This is a genomic window from Nocardia sp. NPDC003999, from assembly GCF_053604885.1.
Map to the genome: position 1 here is coordinate 211,336 of NZ_JBSGIB010000006.1, position 17,506 is coordinate 228,841.

Sequence of the window (17,506 nt, forward strand, 5' to 3'; positions counted from 1 at the left end):
CCGGGTCTCCACCGGCCGCCGGGAACACCTCGACCGCACGCTCGGCTGGCAACACCGACGACAGACAGGGAAGCACTGTGCCTACGTACAGCCCCAAGGCGGGTGACGTGACCCGTAAGTGGTACGTCATCGACGCCACTGACGTAGTGCTCGGCCGTCTCGCCGTCCAGGCAGCGAATCTGCTGCGTGGCAAGACGAAGCCGACCTACGCCCCGAACGTCGATGGTGGCGATTTCGTCATCATCATCAACGCCGACAAGGTCGCCATCAGCGGCAACAAGCGGCAGGACAAGCTGATCCACCACCACTCCGGGCACCCGGGCGGCCTCAAGTCGCGGACCGTCGGTCAGGTGTTGGAGAGCCGCCCCGATCGGCTCGTGGAGAAGGCCGTCAAGGGCATGATCCCGAAGAACAAGCTCGGCAACGCGATCGCGGGCAAGCTGAAGGTGTACGCGGGCCCGACGCACCCGCACGCCGCCCAGCAGCCCATTCCGTTCGAGATCAAGCAGGTGGCCCAGTGACCGCTCCCGAGGAATTCAACGAGGAATACGTCGAGGAACTCGACGCCGCCGAGGCTGTCGAGGACGGTGCGGGCTACGAGGACTCCGAGGCCTCGGCGTCCTACGCTCCGATCGTGATCGACCGCCCGGTGCAGACCGTCGGCCGCCGCAAGGAGGCCGTCGTGCGCGTGCGCCTGCTGCCCGGCTCCGGCAACTTCGTGCTCAACGGCCGCACCATCGAGGACTACTTCCCGAACAAGGTGCACCAGCAGCTGGTCAAGTCGCCGCTGGTGACCGTCGAGCGCACCGAGTCCTTCGACGTGCACGCCCGCCTGGTCGGCGGCGGCCCGTCCGGCCAGGCAGGCGCTCTGCGGCTGGCCATCGCCCGTGCGCTGATCGAGGTCACCCCGGAGGATCGTCCCGCCCTCAAGCGGGCCGGCTTCCTGACCCGTGACCCGCGCGCCACCGAGCGCAAGAAGTACGGTCTGAAGAAGGCGCGCAAGGCGCCGCAGTACTCGAAGCGCTGATTTCGGCAACGTCGGCCCACCGCATCCGGCACCCTCTCGGTGCCGGACGCGGTACGGTCGACGCGGCAGCTGTACGAGAGCAGGCTCCAGCGAACAGCTGGTCGCCTGCTCTCGCGCTGTATGAAGATGCGGCGTTAGCGGGGCCTTCGTGGTGCACGGGCCGGTGCCTCCCGGGCCGGCGCGCCCACGCCACAGATCACCAATGAGGGGCGAGGTATGGGACGGTTGTTCGGCACCGACGGAGTCCGCGGGCTTGCCAACGAGTCACTGAGTCCGGAGCTGGCGTTGCGCGTTTCCGGCGCGGCCGCGCAGATCCTGAGCCGGGGCAAGAAGCGCGCGCTCGCGGTGGTCGGGCGCGACCCGCGGGCCAGCGGGGAGATGCTCGAGGCCGCGGTGACCGCGGGGCTGACCGCGGCGGGAGTGGACGTGCTGTCGGTGGGGGTGCTGCCGACACCAGCCGTGGCCTACCTCACCGGTTTGTACGACGCCTGTCTGGGCGTGATGATCTCCGCCTCGCACAACCCGATGCCCGACAACGGGATCAAGATCTTCGCCGCGGGCGGGCACAAACTCGACGACGCGATCGAGGACCGGATCGAGGCGCTCATGGCCGCGGAGACGCAGTTCCGGCCGACCGGCGCGGGCATCGGCCGGGTCCGCAGCGCGGCGGGCGCGCGCGATCACGGGCTGGCCGTCCCAGATCAATACAGCCTCGCGGGCACCCACGAACGCTATGTGGAACATCTGGTGGAGGCGACGGGCCAGGACCTATCCGGGCTGACCGTCGTGGTCGACTGCGCGCACGGCGCCGCCGCGGAAGTCGGACCCGCCGCCTACCGTGAGGCCGGTGCGACGGTGATCGCCATCAACGCCGAGCCGGACGGGCTGAACATCAACGACGGCTGCGGCTCGACCCATCTCGAGCAGGTACGGGCCGCGGTGGTGGAGCACGGCGCCGATCTCGGTCTCGCGCACGACGGCGACGCCGACCGCTGCCTGGCCGTGGACGCCTACGGCAATGTGGTGGACGGGGACGCGATCCTCGCGATCCTGGCCCTCGCCATGCACGAGGCGGGCGAGCTGGCCGAAGACACTTTGGTCGCCACCGTGATGAGCAACCTCGGCCTGCACATCGCGATGCGGACGGCCGGAATCACCGTGCGCACCACCGCCGTCGGCGACCGTTATGTGCTCGAGGAGTTGCGGCGCGGCGGCTTCACGCTGGGCGGCGAGCAGTCGGGGCATGTGGTGTTCCCGCGACACGGCACCACCGGCGACGGCATTCTCACCGGCCTGCGCTTGATGGCGCGGATGGCGCAGTCCCGGCGCAGCCTGGCCGACTTGGCGAGCGTGCTGAGCACCGTGCCGCAGATTCTGGTGAACGTGCCGGTCAATGACAAATCCGTGGTCGCGCGCGCACCCGAGATCCGCGAAGCCGTGCTGGAGGCGGAGCGGATACTCGGCGACTCCGGGCGCGTGCTGCTTCGACCCAGCGGCACGGAGGAATTGGTGCGGGTGATGGTGGAGGCCACCGACCCGGCGCAGGCGCGTCAGCTGGCGGACGATCTGGCGAAGCGGGTCGCAGGGGTATAGAGGGTTGAGGTCGTGCCGCGGCCGTGGGTCAGTGGGTTTCGGTGAGTACGCCCGCGTTCATGTGCCAGCGGCGGGTCGCGCGGACGGTGTCGAGCATGCGGCGGTCGTGAGTGACGAGCAGGAGTGTGCCGGTGAAGGACTCTACGGCCTGCTCCAGTTGTTCGATGGCGGGGAGGTCCAAGTGATTGGTCGGCTCGTCGAGCACGAGCAGGTTCACGCCCCGGGCTTGGAGCAGGGCGAGGGCGGCGCGGGTGCGTTCGCCGGGGGACAGCGTGTCGCACGGCCGCAGCACGTGTGGGCCACGCAGGCCGAATTTCGCCAGTAGCGTGCGCACTTCGGCCTCCGGCCAGTCCGGCAGTTCGCCGCCGAAAGTGGCGGCCAGGGCCGCGGTCCCGCGGAACAGCCCGCGCGCTTGGTCGACCTCGCCGACCTCGACGCCGGAGCCCAGGCTCGCCGTCCCGGTGTCGGGCTGGAGCTGTCCCAGCAACAGGGCGAGCAGCGTCGACTTCCCGGAGCCGTTCGCCCCGGTCAGCACGATGCGGTCGGCCCAGTCGACCTGGGTGGTGATCGGGCCGAGCGTGAAGTCGCCACGGGTGACGGCCGCCTGGGACAGGGTCGCCACCACCGAGCCGCTGCGCGGGGCCGCGGCGATGCTCATGCGCAGTTCCCATTCTTTGCGGGGTTCTTCCACCACCTCGAGCCGTTCGATGCGGCGCTGCGTCTGCCTGGCCTTGGCGGCCTGCTTCTCGGTGGACTCGGCCCGCATCTTGCGGCCCGCCTTGTCCGAGTCCACCTTCCTGGGATCACGCGCCTTGCGGCGGGCGGTGCGGACACCGTGTTCGAGCCAGTTGCGCTGCATCTGCGCGCGGGCCTCCAAGCCCGCCTTGGTGTCGGCGTAGTCCTCGTACGCCTCGCGCGCGTGCTGCCGGGCGATCTCGCGCTCCATCAGGTACGACTCGTAGCCGCCGTCGTACGACCCGACCTGTTGCTGCGCGAGATCCAGCTCGACGACGCGGTTCACCGTGCGCGCCAGGAACTCCCGGTCGTGGCTGATCACCATCAATGGGACCCGCACACCGGCGACGAACTGTTCCAGCCGGCTCAGGCCGTCCAGGTCCAGGTCGTTGGTCGGCTCGTCCAGCAGCAGGATGTCGAAGCGGGACAGCAGGACCGAGGCCAGCCCGGCCCGCGCGGCCTGACCGCCGGACAAACCGGTCATGGGTGTATCCAGGCCGCTGGACAGACTGTCCGCGAGGCCGAGATCCGCGGCGACCTCGTGGGCGCGCTGGTCCAGATCGGCCCCACCGAGGGCGAGCCAGCGTTCCAGCGCGGGGGAGTACTCGTCCGGCCCGCCGTCGGCGAGGCGCTCGGCCGCGGCGTCCATAACTCGCTGCGCCTCGGTGACTCCCGTTCGGCGACCGAGGAATTCGAAGACGGTCTCGCCTTCGACCCGTTGTGCCTCCTGGGCCAGATAACCGACCGTCGCGTCCGGGGGACTGAGCGTGATGCTGCCCGTCGGTGCGTGCCGGTCGGCGAGCATGCGCAGCAGCGTCGACTTGCCCGCGCCGTTCACACCGACCAGTCCGATCACGTCGCCCGGCGCGAGGGTCAGATCCAGGTCGGCGAACAGCGTGCGCTCGCCGTGACCGGCCGACAGGCCGCGGGCATGCAGAGTGGTGCTCACCAGCACGAGTCTGCCGTGCTCGGGGTCGGACCCTGAGGTCGACCCCGGGAGAAATCAGGGTCGGTATCGGCCGCCGGGCCGATGGCGGGGCCCGCGACGACGGGCACAGTGGAGGACGTAGCGATCACCGCACGAGAGGGAAGACCAATGACCGCCCCCACCCGCCGTTTCACCCGCTCCACCCACGACAAGTGGATCGCAGGCGTCTGCGGTGGCATCGCCGAGTATCTCGGCTGGAACGCCAACGTCGTCCGTCTGCTGTTCGTGGTGTCGTGCCTGCTGCCCGGCCCGCAGTTCGTCATCTACTTGGTGCTGTGGCTGTTGATGCCGAAGAAGTGAACTCGCGGGGCTGCGTCGAGCCCGCGCGGGTGACAGGATGGAACGATGCCGCTCGAGCGGCATCGCACCACCGGTACGAGTTCTGCTGAGGAGGGGTCATGATCACCTCGAGCGAATTCCCAGGTCTGGATATACCCGGTATCGACGCGTCTTCGTCGCTCGACGGCCTGGGCGCGATCGAATTGCACCACCCGACGCAGGGCATCGACGGCGACGGCTCGCTCGACACCGTCACTACCACGGGTGACGACGCGATGCAGGTCTGGACCGACTACGACCACGACGGCTTCGCCGACCACGTCACCGTGGTGGAGAAGGACGGCGACTACGCCGCATGGGAATTCCAGCGCCACCCCGACGGCACCTCCGAATGGGTCCGCACCGACCGAGGCAGAATCGGAAGCTGACCGAATCCGCGGGGGCGAAAATTCGAGGGAACCGAGTGTCGGCGTGTTGCGTCGAAGGAAGTAGGGCGGCATTCGGCGCGAACGCGATTCGCGTCGGCGCAACGACACTACGAGGACGGAGGGGAGTCGTGGGCGGGTCGGAAATGGTCGGTGTGCGGACGGGGGAACTCGGTGCGCTCGGCAGCGACTATCGCAGATCGGCGGACGTCGTCCGCGACCAGGCGAAGGGAGTCGCCGATCACCTGTTCGGCAGCGGTGACGAGGCGGGCCGGAATTACGCGCCGCAGGGGATCGCGGTGCATCAGGGCCTCGAACGGGTCGGTGCGTGGCTGCGGAACTGGAGTGAGGCCACCACCGCGACCGCCGACGCGCTCGGGGCCGCCGTGGTGGCCTACGCCGAAACCGACCAGCAGCGCGCTTCCGAGACGAACAAGACATGAGACCGCCGAATGACCCGTGCTCGCACCGGCGACGCCAGACATTCGAGGAGTCGGAATCATGACGGTTTCCTGGCAGGGCAAGGCGATCGACACCCTCTTGGACGAGGGCAGCGCGGGGTTGCAGTACTGGATCGAGTTCACGCCGCTGTACGAGGCGGCGTTCGGCGACAACGAGAGACGCGTCGGCGTCGGCAAGCTGCTGGCGATGTACGACGAGCAGCGCGGCACCCGGTTGGACAGACTGGAGCAGACGGGCGAGGCGCTGAAAGCCGCACTGTCGGAAGTGGATCGGCAATGGGACGCGCAGCAGGGCTACACCCGTCGGCTGCCCGGCCTGTGGCAGGGTACGGCGGCCGCCGCCGCGCTCGACATGCTCGGCAAACAGTCGGTCCTGGCCGACGAGGACCGGCAGCACGTCAAGACCGCCGTCACCGTGATCGCCGATATGGCGGGTTCGCTGCGGTCGGCGGTGGCCGCGAAGGCGTTCGCCACCCGAGAGTTGCTCGCGGGACCGGTGGGCGGCAGGAAGGTCGTCGAGATCGACGGTAAGACCCCGGCGGAGGTGAAGGTCATCGTCGACGTGCACAACGCGCGGGAATGGATCGACGCCGACCAAGTCCGCGAGCTGGGCCGCATCTTCCCCGCACTCGCCGTGCCGGAGGACAAGATCAACACAAGCGTGCTCGGCTTCATCAACTCCGACAGCGAGAACATGCTCACCGGCGCGTACGGCGACCGAGTGCGCAGCGTCACCGATGAGTGGCTGACCAAGACGTTCAAGCCGGACTTCGACCGCAAACTGTCGTCCTATATCGACGTCTGTACCGAGGTCGATCGACTGTTCAAAGACCAGTACAAGAACCTGGCCGATGCGCTGACGCAGGTGGCCGAGCATGGCTACCCGCGCCCGGAAGGTCCGTCGGAACCACAACCGGGGACACTGGTCGACCAGGACAAACCCGAGGTGACCAGTGCTCCCGGCCCGCCAGGCCTGCCCGCCGCCACGGTCCCGGCGAGCACGACACCGAGCACAGTCCCCGCGTCGACCACACCGACCACGCCGGACAACCCGTCCACGCCGAGTATTCCGACCACACCGAGTATCCCGACCGCCCCCGCGCCCAGGATGCCCGCACTGGACGGACTTGCCGCGCTCAGCCAAGTGGCGCGGGAATTCGCGCCGCTGGCAACCGGCCTCGGTCAAGCGGTGGAGCAGGGCGTGTCCGCGTTGAGCGGAATCATCAAAAGCGGAGTCGACGACGCGATCGAAAAGCTCATGCACAGCATCGATCCGCAGAAGGCCGAAGCCGACGACCGGGACGACGAAGGTCGGGACCGAAAGCCGCGCGCTGAGGGGGAATTCGATATCGGAGGTAAGCATGTGCAGTTCGAGATGGGGCCGGACGGCCGGTTGAAACTCGTCCTCTCCGATACCACCGGTGCGGAGCAGGAGTTCACCGTCGAGCTGAACGAGCACGGCATACCGGTCATCTCGACGATCGAGCCGGACACCGACAACGCGCAGCCCCCGGCGCCTGAGCCTCTTACGCCGGAGTCTCGGAACGAGGAGTCTCCGGCACCGGAACCTCAGGAAGAAGAGAAAACGCCCGCTCCAGGTTCGGAACCGGACACCGAGGACGATCGGCCAGGGCTGCCGAGCGGAACCTTGCCGCGCACCCGGCGCGAAGAGGATGGCGAGCACTACCCGAAGCCGATGCCGGAGCAGGGCGAGCGGGAACCGGACGTTCCAGTGGACAGTGGCGCGGAACTTGCCGAAGCCGGGCCGCTGGACGCGGGGTTCGCCGAGGCGGGTCCACTGTGAGCCCGTCCGGGACGAGGTCGCACACCGCATGAGCGAGGAGGCGCAGCATGGTCGACTACGCCGAGGAAGCGAGGCAACTCGCCGCCGAGAACCAGCGCCGCATGTCGCTGTTGCTCGACGAGATCCAGGCGATCAACGAGCAGACCGCGGCGACCGGCCGGGAAATCGCCGACCGGCTGACCGCCGAGATGGACGAGTTCTGGGTGACGCACGCCGCCGACCTGGACAAGGCCGCCGCCGAGGCGGAGGAGCGGCAGCGACTGCAAGAGGAAGCACAAGAGCAGCGCGCGGCCATCGCACGGTCGATGGCCGCCCGCCGGGCCAATCACACGGTGACGCCGGTCGATGAAGAGGACGAGGAGGCCAAGTTCTACCAACGCAAGAGCTGGCTGATCTGACCGACGCTCCGCGGGGCGGTCGGTCGGCTACCGCCGCAGCAGCGCGGCGAGCTGGCCGACCTTCAGCTTCGGCGGCTCCTTCTCCTGCGGCGCCGCGGGGTCGACGACGGTGGTGTGCGGGATGACCTCGTCGGGATCAGTGAAGGCGCGATAGGTCTTGTCGCCCGCCAGCGTGGCGAGCAGGTAACCGGCCAGCAGGGCGCGCGTGGTGCGGGAGGTCTTCGATTCGTGCTTGCCCGCACCCACGGCGGCGAGGACGCGCCGCCCCTCGATGATGCCGTTGTGCGAGGCCTTGTCGATGGCGCGCAAGGTCGCCGGGCCGCCCCAGGCGGTGGCCAGTGGGATGGCGTTCGAGCTGACCGAGGTGATGTCGGTCGCGCCGGCCAGGATCAACGCCGGAACGTCCAGCTCCGGGGCGACGGCTTCGGCGGCTGGCGCCGTCGGCGCGGGGAACAACGCCGCGACCGTGGCGACGTCGCGGCGGCCTGCGGCGATGACCGCGGCGCCCGCTCCCATGCCGTGCCCGGCCAGAGCCAGGCGCTCCGGATGCACGCTGATCTCGCCGTCCCCGAGCCGCACACCGGTGCAGATGTCGAGCGTGGTGAGCAAATCGGCGGCCAACCCCAGATGTGACGGAATCGGTCCGCGCTCGGTGTCGGGCGCGGCGGCCACTATTCCCCAGGAAGCGAGGTGTTCGAGCAGCGCGCGGTAGTGGTTCGCCCCGGTCAACCAGCCATGTCCGAAGGCGACGGCAGGTAGGTTCCGCCCGGTCTCGGGCGTGAACACCACCCCCGGCTGGCCGGCGATGGCCAGATTGCCACGCAACACGCGGTGTGGTCCCCGGCTGGTCAGGGTGCTCAATAGCGATTTCACAGACGCCGACACGACGTGAACGTTATCCGATAAGTAGTGTGGTGAGCCATGTGCGGAATCGTGGGGTACGTCGGGTACCGAGACGCGCTCGGCGTCGTCGTTGACGCGTTGCGCCGCATGGAATATCGCGGATACGACTCCGCGGGTGTGGCGATCCTGGATGGCGCGGGCACGCTGGCGGTGGAACGCAAGGCGGGCCGCCTGGCCAACCTGGAGGCCCAGCTCGCCGAAACCGGGATCGATCGCTTCGTGGGCACCACGGGCATCGGGCACACCCGCTGGGCCACGCACGGCGCGCCGACCGACCGCAACGCACACCCGCATCGGGACCACACCGGCAAGGTCGCCGTCGTACACAACGGCATCATCGAGAACTTCGCCCCGCTGCGCCGCGAACTGGAGGACGCCGGGGTCGAGCTGAACAGCGACACCGACACCGAGGTCGCGGTGCACCTGGTGGCCCGCGCGTACGCCCATGGCCCGACCGCAGGCGACTTCGCGGCCAGCGCGCTGTCCGTCCTGCGCCGTCTGGAGGGCGCGTTCACGCTGGTCTTCACGCATGCCGACCATCCGGACACGATCGTGGCGGCGCGCCGCTCCACCCCGCTGGTGGTGGGCGTGGGCAAGGGCGAGATGTTCATCGCCTCGGATGTCACGGCGTTCATCGAGCACACCCGCGAGGCGGTCGAGCTCGGTCAGGACCAAGCCGTGGTGATCACCCTGGACAGCTACCGGGTCACCGACTTCGCCGGCGAGGACGCGAGTTCGCGCACCCGCCCGTTCACGATCGACTGGGACCTGGCCGCCGCCGAGAAGGGCGGCCACGACTACTTCATGCTCAAGGAGATCGAGGAGCAGCCCGCCGCGGTCGCGGACACCTTGATGGGGCATTTCAGCACCGACCACGACGGCGCGGGCCGGATCGTGCTGGACGAGCAGCGCCTCGCCGACCAGGAACTGCGCGATTTCGACAAGGTTTTCGTCGTGGCGTGCGGCAGCGCCTATCACTCCGGCCTGCTGGCGAAGTACGCCATCGAGCACTGGACGCGGCTGCCCGTCGAGGTGGAGCTGGCCAGCGAGTTCCGCTACCGCGATCCGGTGCTGGACCGCTCCACGCTGGTGGTGGCGATCTCCCAGTCCGGCGAGACCGCCGACACGCTGGAGGCGGTGCGGCACGCGAAGGAACAGAAGGCGCGCGTCCTCGCGATCTGCAACACCAACGGCGCGCAGATCCCTCGCGAGTCCGACGCGGTGCTCTACACCAGGGCCGGGCCGGAGATCGGCGTCGCCTCCACCAAGGCGTTCCTGGCCCAGGTGACGGCGAATTACCTGGTCGGGCTCGCCTTGGCGCAGGCGCGCGGCACCAAGTACCCGGACGAGGTGGCCCGCGAATTCACCGAACTCGAGGCGATGCCGAAGCTGGTGGAGCGCGTGCTCGAGACCGCGCCGCAGGTGCGGGCCATCGCGCGGGAGCTGGCGCAGGTGCCGACCGTGTTGTTCCTGGGCAGGCACGTCGGTTACCCGGTGGCCTTGGAGGGCGCGCTCAAGCTCAAGGAACTGGCCTACATGCACGCCGAGGGGTTCGCGGCAGGTGAGCTCAAGCATGGTCCGATCGCCCTGATCGAGGACGGCCTGCCGGTGATCGTGGTGATGCCCTCGCCGAAGGGGCGCGCGGTGTTGCACTCGAAGCTGCTGAGCAACATCCGGGAGATCCAGGCTCGCGGCGCGCGCACCATCGTGATCGCGGAGGAGGGCGACGACACGGTGCGTCCGTTCGCCGACGACCTCATCGAGATCCCGAGCGCACCGACGCTGTTCCAGCCGCTGTTGTCGACGGTCCCGTTGCAGATCTTCGCCGCCGAGGTGGCGCAGGCGCGCGGCTACGACGTCGACAAGCCGCGCAACCTGGCTAAATCCGTCACCGTGGAATAGTTCGGCGGCCGCGCACTTCGCAGTGCGCGGCCGCTGTTCCGCCGGGACGACCGGCGGCTATGCCGGCACGGTAGCCAGGGGCTCCGCCGGGACGGTGGGTGTCCCGCGACGCTCGAGCTGCCCGGACAGGATCGCGAGCAGTAGCGCCACCAGCACCAGACCGACGCCGACCCAGTTGGGTGCGGTGTAGCCGTAGCCTGCGGCGATCACCACGCCACCGAGCCAGGCCGACACCGCGTTGCCGAGGTTGAACGCGCCGATGTTCACCGCCGACGCGAGGGTCGGTGCGCCCGCGGCCTGGTCGAGGACGCGCTTCTGCAACGGCGGCACGGTCGCGAAGCCCAGAGCGCCGATCAACACCACCGTGACGGCGGCGGCTATCTTGTCGTGCGCGGTGACGGTGAACAGCGCGAGAACGAGCGCGAGCCCGCCGAGTGTGAGATACAGCATCGGCATCAGATGGCGGTCGGCGAACTTGCCGCCGATCAGATTGCCCGCGAAGAAGCCGAGGCCGAAGAGGACCAGCAGCCAGGTGACCGAACTCTCCGCATAGCCGGTGACCTCGGTCATCATCGGCGCGAGATAGGTGATCGCGGCGAAGACCCCGCCGAAGCCGAGCACCGTCATCGCCATCGCCAGCAGCACCTGGGGGTTGCGGAACACCGCCAGTTCGGTGCGCAGCGCGGCGTTCGCCGCGGCGGGCTGTTCCGGGACCAGCGCCGCGACGCCGAGCAGGCCGATCAACCCGACCAGTGCGACGAACACGAAGGTCAGCCGCCAGCCGAAGTGCTGGCCGAGCAGCGTCCCCAGCGGTACGCCGACCACCGTGGCGACGGTCAGCCCGGTGAACATGATCGCGATCGCACCGGCGCGCCGATCGGCGCTGACCAGGGTTCCGGCGACGACCGCGCCGATCCCGAAGAACGCGCCATGGGCCAGCGACGCGACGATCCGTCCGGTCAGCATCAGCGCGAAGGTCGGTGCCGCGGCGGACAGGAGGTTGCCGACGACGAGCAGCGTCAGCATGCCGAGCAGCATCCGTTTGCGCGACAGCCGGGTACCCAGCCCGGTCATCAGCGGCGCACCCGCCACGACGCCGAGCGCGTAGCCGGTGACCAGCAGGCCCGCGGTGGGGATGGACACCGAGTAGCTGCTCGCGATGTCTGGTAGCAGTCCGACGACGACGAATTCCGTCGTCCCGATTCCGAATGCCCCGAGGGTCAGGGCGAGGAGTGCGAGGGGCATGAACGAAGCCTCCACGTGACGTTTGCTTCAAACTATTACAGGCGTAAACAATAATTGCATACGCTCTTTAATTGCAAGCGCGGGCTATTGTGATCCCTGGCTATCCTGGAGACACGAACCCCGACGCCGAAGGAACGCCGATGACCGCGGATGCTGCCCTGACCGGCCTCGCCGATGGTTGGTACGCACTCTCGCTACTGCACGACCGGATCGAGGCGCACATCGAGCGGGCCCTGCAATCCGGGCACGACCTGAGCGTTCGCGAGTACTCCCTGCTGGTCGTGCTGAGCCGCCAGCACGACGGGCCGGGCGGGCACCTGCGGATGAACCAGGTGGCCGAGGCCGTGGTGCTGAGCCAGAGCGCGACCACCCGACTGGTTTCCCGGCTGGAAGATCGCGGCCTGCTCCAGCGTTACCTCTGCCCCGACGACCGTCGCGGCATCTACACCGATGTCACCCCGGCGGGCTTGGACCTGCTGGAACAGGCGCGGCCCACGCACGACGCCGCCCTGGCCGGAGCACTCGGGCAGGCGGCCGCCAACCCCGAACTCGCTCCGCTCGTGGCCGCGGTCGAAGCACTGAACACCCACGGCGCACGGCACCGCGACTACCGTCCGGTGTGAGTGCGGGACGGCTCGGCGATCAATGAGTGCGGAGTCGAGGTCCGGGCTTTTCTCCGGGATGCTTCGTCGGAGGTTTTCGCGGTTTCTCGGCTGGACCTCGCCGAGGCCACGTCCGGAGCGCTTCGCCGGTGGAATGCCCCCGGTAAGCCCGAAGGGTCCGTACCCTGCGGTTTACTGCACGGTGACCGAGCCGCGCATCTCCGGGTGCAGCGAGCAGAGATAGCGGTAGGTGCCCGGCGCGGTGAAGGTGTAGCTCCACTCGCCTTTGTCGAAGATCGGGCTGTTGATGCCCATGGCCTTGTCGCCGATGCCCTGCACGGTGTGCGGGACCTTGTCGTCGAATTTCCAGGTGACCGTGTCGCCGACCGCGACGGTGACCTCGGCGGGGGAGAATTTCATGTCATGCGCCACGACGGTGGCTGCGGCGGGCTTGCGGTCACCGGTCTGCTGTGCGGTGGTGGTCGGCCGAGCCGGTTTCCTCGTCGTGGTGGCGGCCGAACCGGATTCGTCGCCGCCGCAACCGGACAGTAGGAGCGCGCACGCCAAGGCGACTCCCGTGACGACGCGGACGATCCCGATGCGGCGGACGCTTGGCATGATGGCCAAGCGTAGTAGGCCACACCGACGGAGGGAGCGGCGATGTCCACGCAGCGGGGCTATTTCACGGTGGACGAAGTGCGCGCGGCGGAGGCCGAGCTGTTCACCCGGGTGCCGGACGGCGTGCCCATGCGCCGGGCGGCGCACGGCCTGGCCACGGTGGTGGCGGGCGAACTCAGGGAGCGTACCGGCGGTATCGCGGGGCGGGCGGTGACCCTGCTGGTCGGTTCCGGGGACAACGGCGGCGACGCGCTCTGGGCGGGAGCGCGGCTGCGCCGCCGCGGTGTCGCGGTCACCGCGGTGTTGCTCAGCCCGGAGCGGGCGCACGCCGGAGGACTCGCGGCGCTGCGCGGATCGGGCGGTCGAGTCGCCGACGACGTGGGCCGCCCGGATCTGGTGATCGACGGCATCGTCGGCATCTCCGGTCGCGGGGCGTTGCGGCCGCGTGCCGCCGAAATCGTTGCGGCGCTGGAGGCTCCGGTCGTCGCGGCAGACCTGCCCAGCGGCGTCGACCCGGGCACCGGCGCGATCGAAGGCCCGGCGGTTCGCGCGGACGTCACGGTCGCGTTCGGCGCGTACAAGCCGGTGCATGCGCTCGCCGCGCCGCAGTGCGGGCGAATCGAATTGGTGCCCATCGGTTTACGTCTCCCGGAGCCGGGTCTCCTCGCGCTGGAGCCCGCGGCGATCGGGGCCGCGTGGCCGGTCCCCGGCCCGGCCGACGACAAGTACACGCAGGGTGTGACGGGCGTATGCGCGGGTAGCGCCACGTATCCGGGCGCCGCGGTGCTGTGCGCGGGCGCCGCCGTCGCGGCGACATCGGGCATGGTGCGGTATGCGGGGACCGCGGCGGCCGAGGTGCTGAACCACTTCCCCGAAGTGATCGCCGCCGAGGAGGTCGCCGCGACCGGTCGCGTCCAGGCCTGGGTCTTCGGTCCCGGCGCGGGCACCGACTCCGCCGCCAGGCAACGCCTGCGTGAGATCCTGGCCACCGACCTCCCGGTGGTGATCGACGCGGACGGCCTGACCATGCTGGCCGCGGAGCCGGACTTGGTGCGCGGTCGTGCGGCCCCGACCGTTCTGACTCCGCACGCGGGCGAGTTCGCCCGCCTCACCGGCCACGAGGTCGGTCCCGACCGGGTGGCGGCGGTCCGCGACTTCGCCGCTTCCTGGCAGGTCACGGTGCTGCTGAAGGGTCGCGCCACGCTCGTCGCCGCCCCGGGCGGTCCCGTGCTGGTCAACGAGGCGGGCGGTTCCTGGGCGGCGACCGCGGGCGCGGGCGACGTGCTCTCCGGCATCATCGGGGCGCTGCTCGCGGCGGGGCGGGAACCCGCATGGTCGGCCGCGGCGGCCGCGCGCGTGCACGCGCTGTCCGCGAACCTCGCCGCACATGACGCCGCCCCCGCGGGAACCCCCATCTCGGCAAGCCTGCTGGGAGCTCACCTCCGCCCCGCCATCGGCGTTCTCCGTGGCCTGGCACACCCCTTCTGACTGTTTCCGCCCGCTACGGTGATGGAACCGGTACGAGCCGATGGCCGCATTCAGCCGGACCGACGGGTTCCGGCGGGCGCAAAGCTGAGGCGCTGAGTGCCGGGTGCCGATGGCGTCGACGTATCGATGCTGGTCGTGGCGCTCGACACACCGGCCCGAGCGCCACGGAAACCGATTGGAACCAGAATCGAGCGCGCCAATAGACTCGACCGGAATCAACGCAACGACTGATCTCGAGAGCATATGGGTAACTCGTCGGGCACGCCCGAAATCCAGGCGGCATCAAACGCAGGACCTGAACGTGAATCCTGCGCGTCCGACTGGGACGGCCCGGATACGCGGAGAGGCGGCACAGCGCAAGTGGAAACGGTCATCGACCTGGACGCCATCGCCCACAACGTGCGGATCCTGCGGGAGCACGCGGGTGGCGCCGCGGTGATGGCGGTGGTGAAGGCCGACGGCTACAACCACGGCGCGGTCGAGGTGGGCCGGGCCGCTCTGGCGGCGGGCGCGGCGGAACTGGGTGTCACGACGGTGGGCGAGGCCGTGCAGTTGCGTGCGGCCGGGATCACCGCGCCCATCCTGTGCTGGTTGCACAGCACGGACACCGACTTCGCGCCTGCGGTGGCCGCCGACGTCGAGATCGGGATCTCTTCGGCGGCTCATCTGCGAGCGGTCGAGGCCGCGGCGCGCGAACTGGGCCGTCCGGCGACGGTCACCCTGAAGGTGGACACCGGCCTGAACCGCAACGGCGTGTCGCCGGACGCGTACCCGGAAGTCCTGACGGCGCTGCGCGTTCTGGTCGACGAGGGTGTGGTGCGGTTTCGCGCGATCTTCTCCCACCTCGCGCACGCCGACGAACCCGAGCATCCCAACAACGACGCGCAACGCGCCCGGTTCCTGGAGGCCATCGCCACGGCCAAGGAGCACGGCCTGGAACCGGAGCTGGTGCACATCGCCAACTCCGCCGCTACCCTGACCCGCCCTGACCTGGCCTTCGACTTGGTCCGGCCGGGCATCGCCATGTACGGCCTGTCCCCGATACCGGACGACGATTTCGGCCTGCGGCCCGCGATGACGTTCCAGGCAGAGGTCGCCCTGGTCAAACGAGTGGCCGCGGGCGAAGGCGTTTCCTATGGGCACCAGTGGATCGCGCCGCGCGACACCACCGTCGCGCTGATCCCGGCCGGTTACGCCGACGGCGTTTTCCGCCCCCTGAGCGGACGTTTCGATGTCTGGCTCGGCGGGGCGCCGCGCAGGAACGTGGGGCGGGTGTGCATGGACCAGTTCGTCGTCGACCTCGGAGACAACGCGGCGGGCGTTCAGGAAGGCGACACCGCGATTCTCTTCGGTGCGCGACCGCACGCCCAGGAGTGGGCGGACCTGCTCGACACCATCCACTACGAAGTGGTGTGCTCACCGCGCGGCCGGGTTACCCGGCGCTATGTCGGTGGCGTTCGATGAGCCGCTTCCGGGTGACCCCGCTGCGCGGCGGGCTGGCCACGGCTGGATTCGTCGGTGCGCTGGCAGGCGCCCACGCCTTGCGTCGCGCCGGTGCGCGGGTGTTGTGGCCCGCGCGGGGCGACGACTACCGCGACGAGAATTTCGCGCTGATCGATGCCGACCGCGCGGGGACGGTGCTCGCCGACGACGGCGTGCCGTTGGCCACGCGGATCTGCGGCCCCGACGACGCACCGGTGACGGTGATCTTCGTGCACGGCTTCTGCAACAGCATGGCTTCCTTCCACTTTCAGCGTCGTGACCTGGAAAAGCGCTACGGCGCAGGACTTCGCATGGTGCTGTTCGATCTGCGCGGACACGGCCGTTCCGGTGTGCCGAGCGCCGCGAGTTGTACCGTCGCACAGCTCGGGAGCGACCTCGCCGCCGTGCTGAACGCCACCGCACCGGCCGGGCCGGTGGTGCTGGTCGGGCATTCGCTGGGCGGGATGGCGATCCTGGCCGCGGCCGCGCGATTCCCGGAATTGTTCGCGGCCAGAGTGATCGGGATCGCACTGCTGTCGACCGCGGCCGCCGAGGTCACCGCGGCGGGAATCGGGCAACTGTTGCGCAATCCTGCGATCGACGGGTTCCGGGTGGCCGTGTACACCGCGCCCGCGCTGGTGCAGGCGGGCCGCGTCACCGCTCGGCGGGTGATCACGCCGATCCTGCACGTCAGCTCGTTCCACGGACCGGTGAGCCCGACGCTGTCGCGCTTCACGACGCTGATGATCGACCAGACGCCCGTGGCGACCGTAGTGAAGTTCCTGCAGGCCATCGAGCTGCACGACGAGTCGGCGGCGTTGCCCGCGCTGGCGGGCACACCGATCCTGGTACTCGGCGGCGGGCACGATCTGGTGATCCCGTTCCGGAATTCGCGTGCGCTCGCCGCCGCTCTGCCGGGCAGCGAACTCATCCGGTTGGAAGGCGCGGCGCACATGCCGCATCTGCAATACCCGGACATAGTCAACGCCGCGCTGGATCGCTTGCTGGTGCGCGCGGGCGTGGTCGACCCGGCGCCGGGGGAGGCCTCGGAGGTGGCCCGTGGCTGATCCGGGGCATCGAGTGCTGCCCACCGTCGCCGACACCGAGGCGCTGGGCCGGGAACTGGCCACCGATCTGCGTGCCGGGGATCTCGTGGTGCTGGACGGTCCGCTCGGCGCGGGCAAGACCGCACTGACCCGCGGCATCGCCGAAGGTCTTGGCGTGCAGGGGCGGGTCAGTTCGCCGACGTTCATCATCGCCCGCCAGCACCGCGCGGGGCAGCGCGCAGGCGGCCCGTCGGTGCCCATGGTGCACGTGGACGCCTACCGGCTCGGCGGCGACCTGGACGAGCTGGACGCGCTGGACCTGGACACCGATCTGCATCAGGCGGTCGTCGTGGTGGAGTGGGGCCGCGGCGTGGTGGAGCACCTCGCGGATCGGCATCTGCGTGTGGTGCTGTCGCGGGCGCCGGACTCGGATGTGCGCACCGCCAGCTGGGAATGGGTCAATTAGCTACCGGGTAGCTCTGCGTCGGCCTCACCTACCACCCGGTATCG

At 69.6% G+C, this 17,506-nt stretch carries 18 protein-coding genes; 14 read left to right on the plus strand and 4 right to left on the minus strand.

What is annotated here, in order from left to right:
• Nucleotides 1–77: 77 nt before the first annotated feature.
• The 3 genes from rplM to glmM all read left to right on the plus strand — a co-directional run bounded on the left by rplM (nucleotide 78) and on the right by glmM (nucleotide 2,620).
• Nucleotides 78–521, plus strand: a complete 444-nt coding sequence (gene rplM / locus ACWESM_RS15700; protein ID WP_067803768.1) for a 50S ribosomal protein L13 — start codon at nucleotides 78–80, stop codon at nucleotides 519–521.
• Nucleotides 518–1,027 carry a 30S ribosomal protein S9 gene (gene rpsI, locus ACWESM_RS15705; protein WP_452492291.1) on the plus strand — a complete coding sequence of 170 codons (510 nt, stop codon included), beginning with the start codon at nucleotides 518–520 and terminating at the stop codon, nucleotides 1,025–1,027. The genes rplM and rpsI overlap by 4 nt, the downstream gene beginning before the upstream one ends.
• Before the next feature lie 216 nt (nucleotides 1,028–1,243).
• Nucleotides 1,244–2,620, plus strand: a complete 1,377-nt coding sequence (glmM, locus tag ACWESM_RS15710) for a phosphoglucosamine mutase (RefSeq protein ID WP_364430942.1) — start codon at nucleotides 1,244–1,246, stop codon at nucleotides 2,618–2,620.
• Nucleotides 2,621–2,648: 28 nt separating this feature from the next.
• Here the strand turns inward: glmM and ACWESM_RS15715 are convergent, their stop codons facing one another.
• Nucleotides 2,649–4,304: an ABC-F family ATP-binding cassette domain-containing protein gene (locus ACWESM_RS15715; protein WP_364430945.1), complete on the minus strand. Its 1,656-nt coding sequence runs from the start codon at nucleotides 4,302–4,304 to the stop codon at nucleotides 2,649–2,651.
• Between the two features lie 147 nt (nucleotides 4,305–4,451).
• On the opposite strand from ACWESM_RS15715, the gene ACWESM_RS15720 reads away from it, so the two are divergent.
• The 5 genes from ACWESM_RS15720 to ACWESM_RS15740 all read left to right on the plus strand — a co-directional run bounded on the left by ACWESM_RS15720 (nucleotide 4,452) and on the right by ACWESM_RS15740 (nucleotide 7,710).
• On the plus strand, nucleotides 4,452–4,643 hold the full coding sequence (locus ACWESM_RS15720; RefSeq protein ID WP_039795694.1) for a PspC domain-containing protein: 192 nt from the start codon (nucleotides 4,452–4,454) through the stop codon (nucleotides 4,641–4,643).
• A 98-nt stretch (nucleotides 4,644–4,741) separates the two neighbouring features.
• Nucleotides 4,742–5,050 (plus strand): DUF6802 family protein, encoded by a 309-nt coding sequence (locus ACWESM_RS15725; RefSeq protein WP_355076267.1) that lies wholly within the window; start codon nucleotides 4,742–4,744, stop codon nucleotides 5,048–5,050.
• A gap of 128 nt (nucleotides 5,051–5,178) precedes the next feature.
• Nucleotides 5,179–5,490: a hypothetical protein gene (locus ACWESM_RS15730; RefSeq protein ID WP_355076269.1), complete on the plus strand. Its 312-nt coding sequence runs from the start codon at nucleotides 5,179–5,181 to the stop codon at nucleotides 5,488–5,490.
• A 58-nt stretch (nucleotides 5,491–5,548) separates the two neighbouring features.
• Nucleotides 5,549–7,312 (plus strand): hypothetical protein, encoded by a 1,764-nt coding sequence (locus ACWESM_RS15735; protein WP_452492293.1) that lies wholly within the window; start codon nucleotides 5,549–5,551, stop codon nucleotides 7,310–7,312.
• A gap of 47 nt (nucleotides 7,313–7,359) precedes the next feature.
• On the plus strand, nucleotides 7,360–7,710 hold the full coding sequence (locus ACWESM_RS15740; RefSeq protein ID WP_355076272.1) for a hypothetical protein: 351 nt from the start codon (nucleotides 7,360–7,362) through the stop codon (nucleotides 7,708–7,710).
• Between the two features lie 27 nt (nucleotides 7,711–7,737).
• On the opposite strand, the gene ACWESM_RS15745 is transcribed toward ACWESM_RS15740, so the two are convergent.
• Nucleotides 7,738–8,595 carry a poly(ethylene terephthalate) hydrolase family protein gene (locus ACWESM_RS15745; RefSeq protein WP_452492295.1) on the minus strand — a complete coding sequence of 286 codons (858 nt, stop codon included), beginning with the start codon at nucleotides 8,593–8,595 and terminating at the stop codon, nucleotides 7,738–7,740.
• A 36-nt stretch (nucleotides 8,596–8,631) separates the two neighbouring features.
• Here ACWESM_RS15745 and glmS point away from each other — a divergent pair, with 36 nt between their 5' ends.
• The gene (glmS, locus tag ACWESM_RS15750; protein WP_356964722.1) at nucleotides 8,632–10,515 is read left to right on the plus strand and encodes a glutamine--fructose-6-phosphate transaminase (isomerizing); all 1,884 of its coding nucleotides are present in this window, start codon (nucleotides 8,632–8,634) and stop codon (nucleotides 10,513–10,515) included.
• Nucleotides 10,516–10,572: 57 nt separating this feature from the next.
• Here glmS and ACWESM_RS15755 read toward each other — a convergent pair whose 3' ends face one another.
• Nucleotides 10,573–11,760: an MFS transporter gene (locus ACWESM_RS15755; protein ID WP_355076278.1), complete on the minus strand. Its 1,188-nt coding sequence runs from the start codon at nucleotides 11,758–11,760 to the stop codon at nucleotides 10,573–10,575.
• A 140-nt stretch (nucleotides 11,761–11,900) separates the two neighbouring features.
• On the opposite strand from ACWESM_RS15755, the gene ACWESM_RS15760 reads away from it, so the two are divergent.
• A complete protein-coding gene (locus ACWESM_RS15760; RefSeq protein ID WP_355076279.1) occupies nucleotides 11,901–12,383 on the plus strand; it encodes a MarR family winged helix-turn-helix transcriptional regulator in 483 nt (160 codons plus the stop codon).
• A gap of 171 nt (nucleotides 12,384–12,554) precedes the next feature.
• On the opposite strand, the gene ACWESM_RS15765 is transcribed toward ACWESM_RS15760, so the two are convergent.
• The gene (locus ACWESM_RS15765) at nucleotides 12,555–12,980 is read right to left on the minus strand and encodes a cupredoxin domain-containing protein (RefSeq protein WP_355076281.1); all 426 of its coding nucleotides are present in this window, start codon (nucleotides 12,978–12,980) and stop codon (nucleotides 12,555–12,557) included.
• A 42-nt stretch (nucleotides 12,981–13,022) separates the two neighbouring features.
• On the opposite strand from ACWESM_RS15765, the gene ACWESM_RS15770 reads away from it, so the two are divergent.
• From ACWESM_RS15770 to tsaE, 4 genes are all read left to right on the plus strand, one after another.
• Nucleotides 13,023–14,468, plus strand: coding sequence for an NAD(P)H-hydrate dehydratase (locus ACWESM_RS15770; protein WP_452492298.1), 1,446 nt, complete (start codon nucleotides 13,023–13,025; stop codon nucleotides 14,466–14,468).
• 243 nt (nucleotides 14,469–14,711) lie between these two features.
• Entirely contained in the window at nucleotides 14,712–15,932 is a 1,221-nt protein-coding gene (alr, locus tag ACWESM_RS15775) for an alanine racemase (protein WP_452492300.1), read from the plus strand.
• Nucleotides 15,929–17,017 carry an alpha/beta fold hydrolase gene (locus ACWESM_RS15780; protein WP_412807023.1) on the plus strand — a complete coding sequence of 363 codons (1,089 nt, stop codon included), beginning with the start codon at nucleotides 15,929–15,931 and terminating at the stop codon, nucleotides 17,015–17,017. The genes alr and ACWESM_RS15780 overlap by 4 nt, the downstream gene beginning before the upstream one ends.
• Nucleotides 17,010–17,462: a tRNA (adenosine(37)-N6)-threonylcarbamoyltransferase complex ATPase subunit type 1 TsaE gene (tsaE, locus tag ACWESM_RS15785; protein WP_355076288.1), complete on the plus strand. Its 453-nt coding sequence runs from the start codon at nucleotides 17,010–17,012 to the stop codon at nucleotides 17,460–17,462. Before ACWESM_RS15780 ends, tsaE begins: the two co-directional genes overlap by 8 nt.
• Nucleotides 17,463–17,506 lie beyond the last annotated feature (44 nt).

Coding starts and splice junctions, on each gene's coding strand:
- glmM (WP_364430942.1), top strand. CDS start 1,244: ATGGGACGGTTGTTCGGCACCGACGGAGTCCGCGGGCTTGCCAACGAG.
- ACWESM_RS15720 (WP_039795694.1), top strand. CDS start 4,452: ATGACCGCCCCCACCCGCCGTTTCACCCGCTCCACCCACGACAAGTGG.
- ACWESM_RS15725 (WP_355076267.1), top strand. CDS start 4,742: ATGATCACCTCGAGCGAATTCCCAGGTCTGGATATACCCGGTATCGAC.
- ACWESM_RS15735 (WP_452492293.1), top strand. CDS start 5,549: ATGACGGTTTCCTGGCAGGGCAAGGCGATCGACACCCTCTTGGACGAG.
- ACWESM_RS15740 (WP_355076272.1), top strand. CDS start 7,360: ATGGTCGACTACGCCGAGGAAGCGAGGCAACTCGCCGCCGAGAACCAG.
- glmS (WP_356964722.1), top strand. CDS start 8,632: ATGTGCGGAATCGTGGGGTACGTCGGGTACCGAGACGCGCTCGGCGTC.
- ACWESM_RS15755 (WP_355076278.1), bottom strand. CDS start 11,760: ATGCCCCTCGCACTCCTCGCCCTGACCCTCGGGGCATTCGGAATCGGG.
- ACWESM_RS15760 (WP_355076279.1), top strand. CDS start 11,901: ATGACCGCGGATGCTGCCCTGACCGGCCTCGCCGATGGTTGGTACGCA.
- ACWESM_RS15765 (WP_355076281.1), bottom strand. CDS start 12,980: ATGCCAAGCGTCCGCCGCATCGGGATCGTCCGCGTCGTCACGGGAGTC.
- ACWESM_RS15770 (WP_452492298.1), top strand. CDS start 13,023: ATGTCCACGCAGCGGGGCTATTTCACGGTGGACGAAGTGCGCGCGGCG.
- alr (WP_452492300.1), top strand. CDS start 14,712: ATGGGTAACTCGTCGGGCACGCCCGAAATCCAGGCGGCATCAAACGCA.
- ACWESM_RS15780 (WP_412807023.1), top strand. CDS start 15,929: ATGAGCCGCTTCCGGGTGACCCCGCTGCGCGGCGGGCTGGCCACGGCT.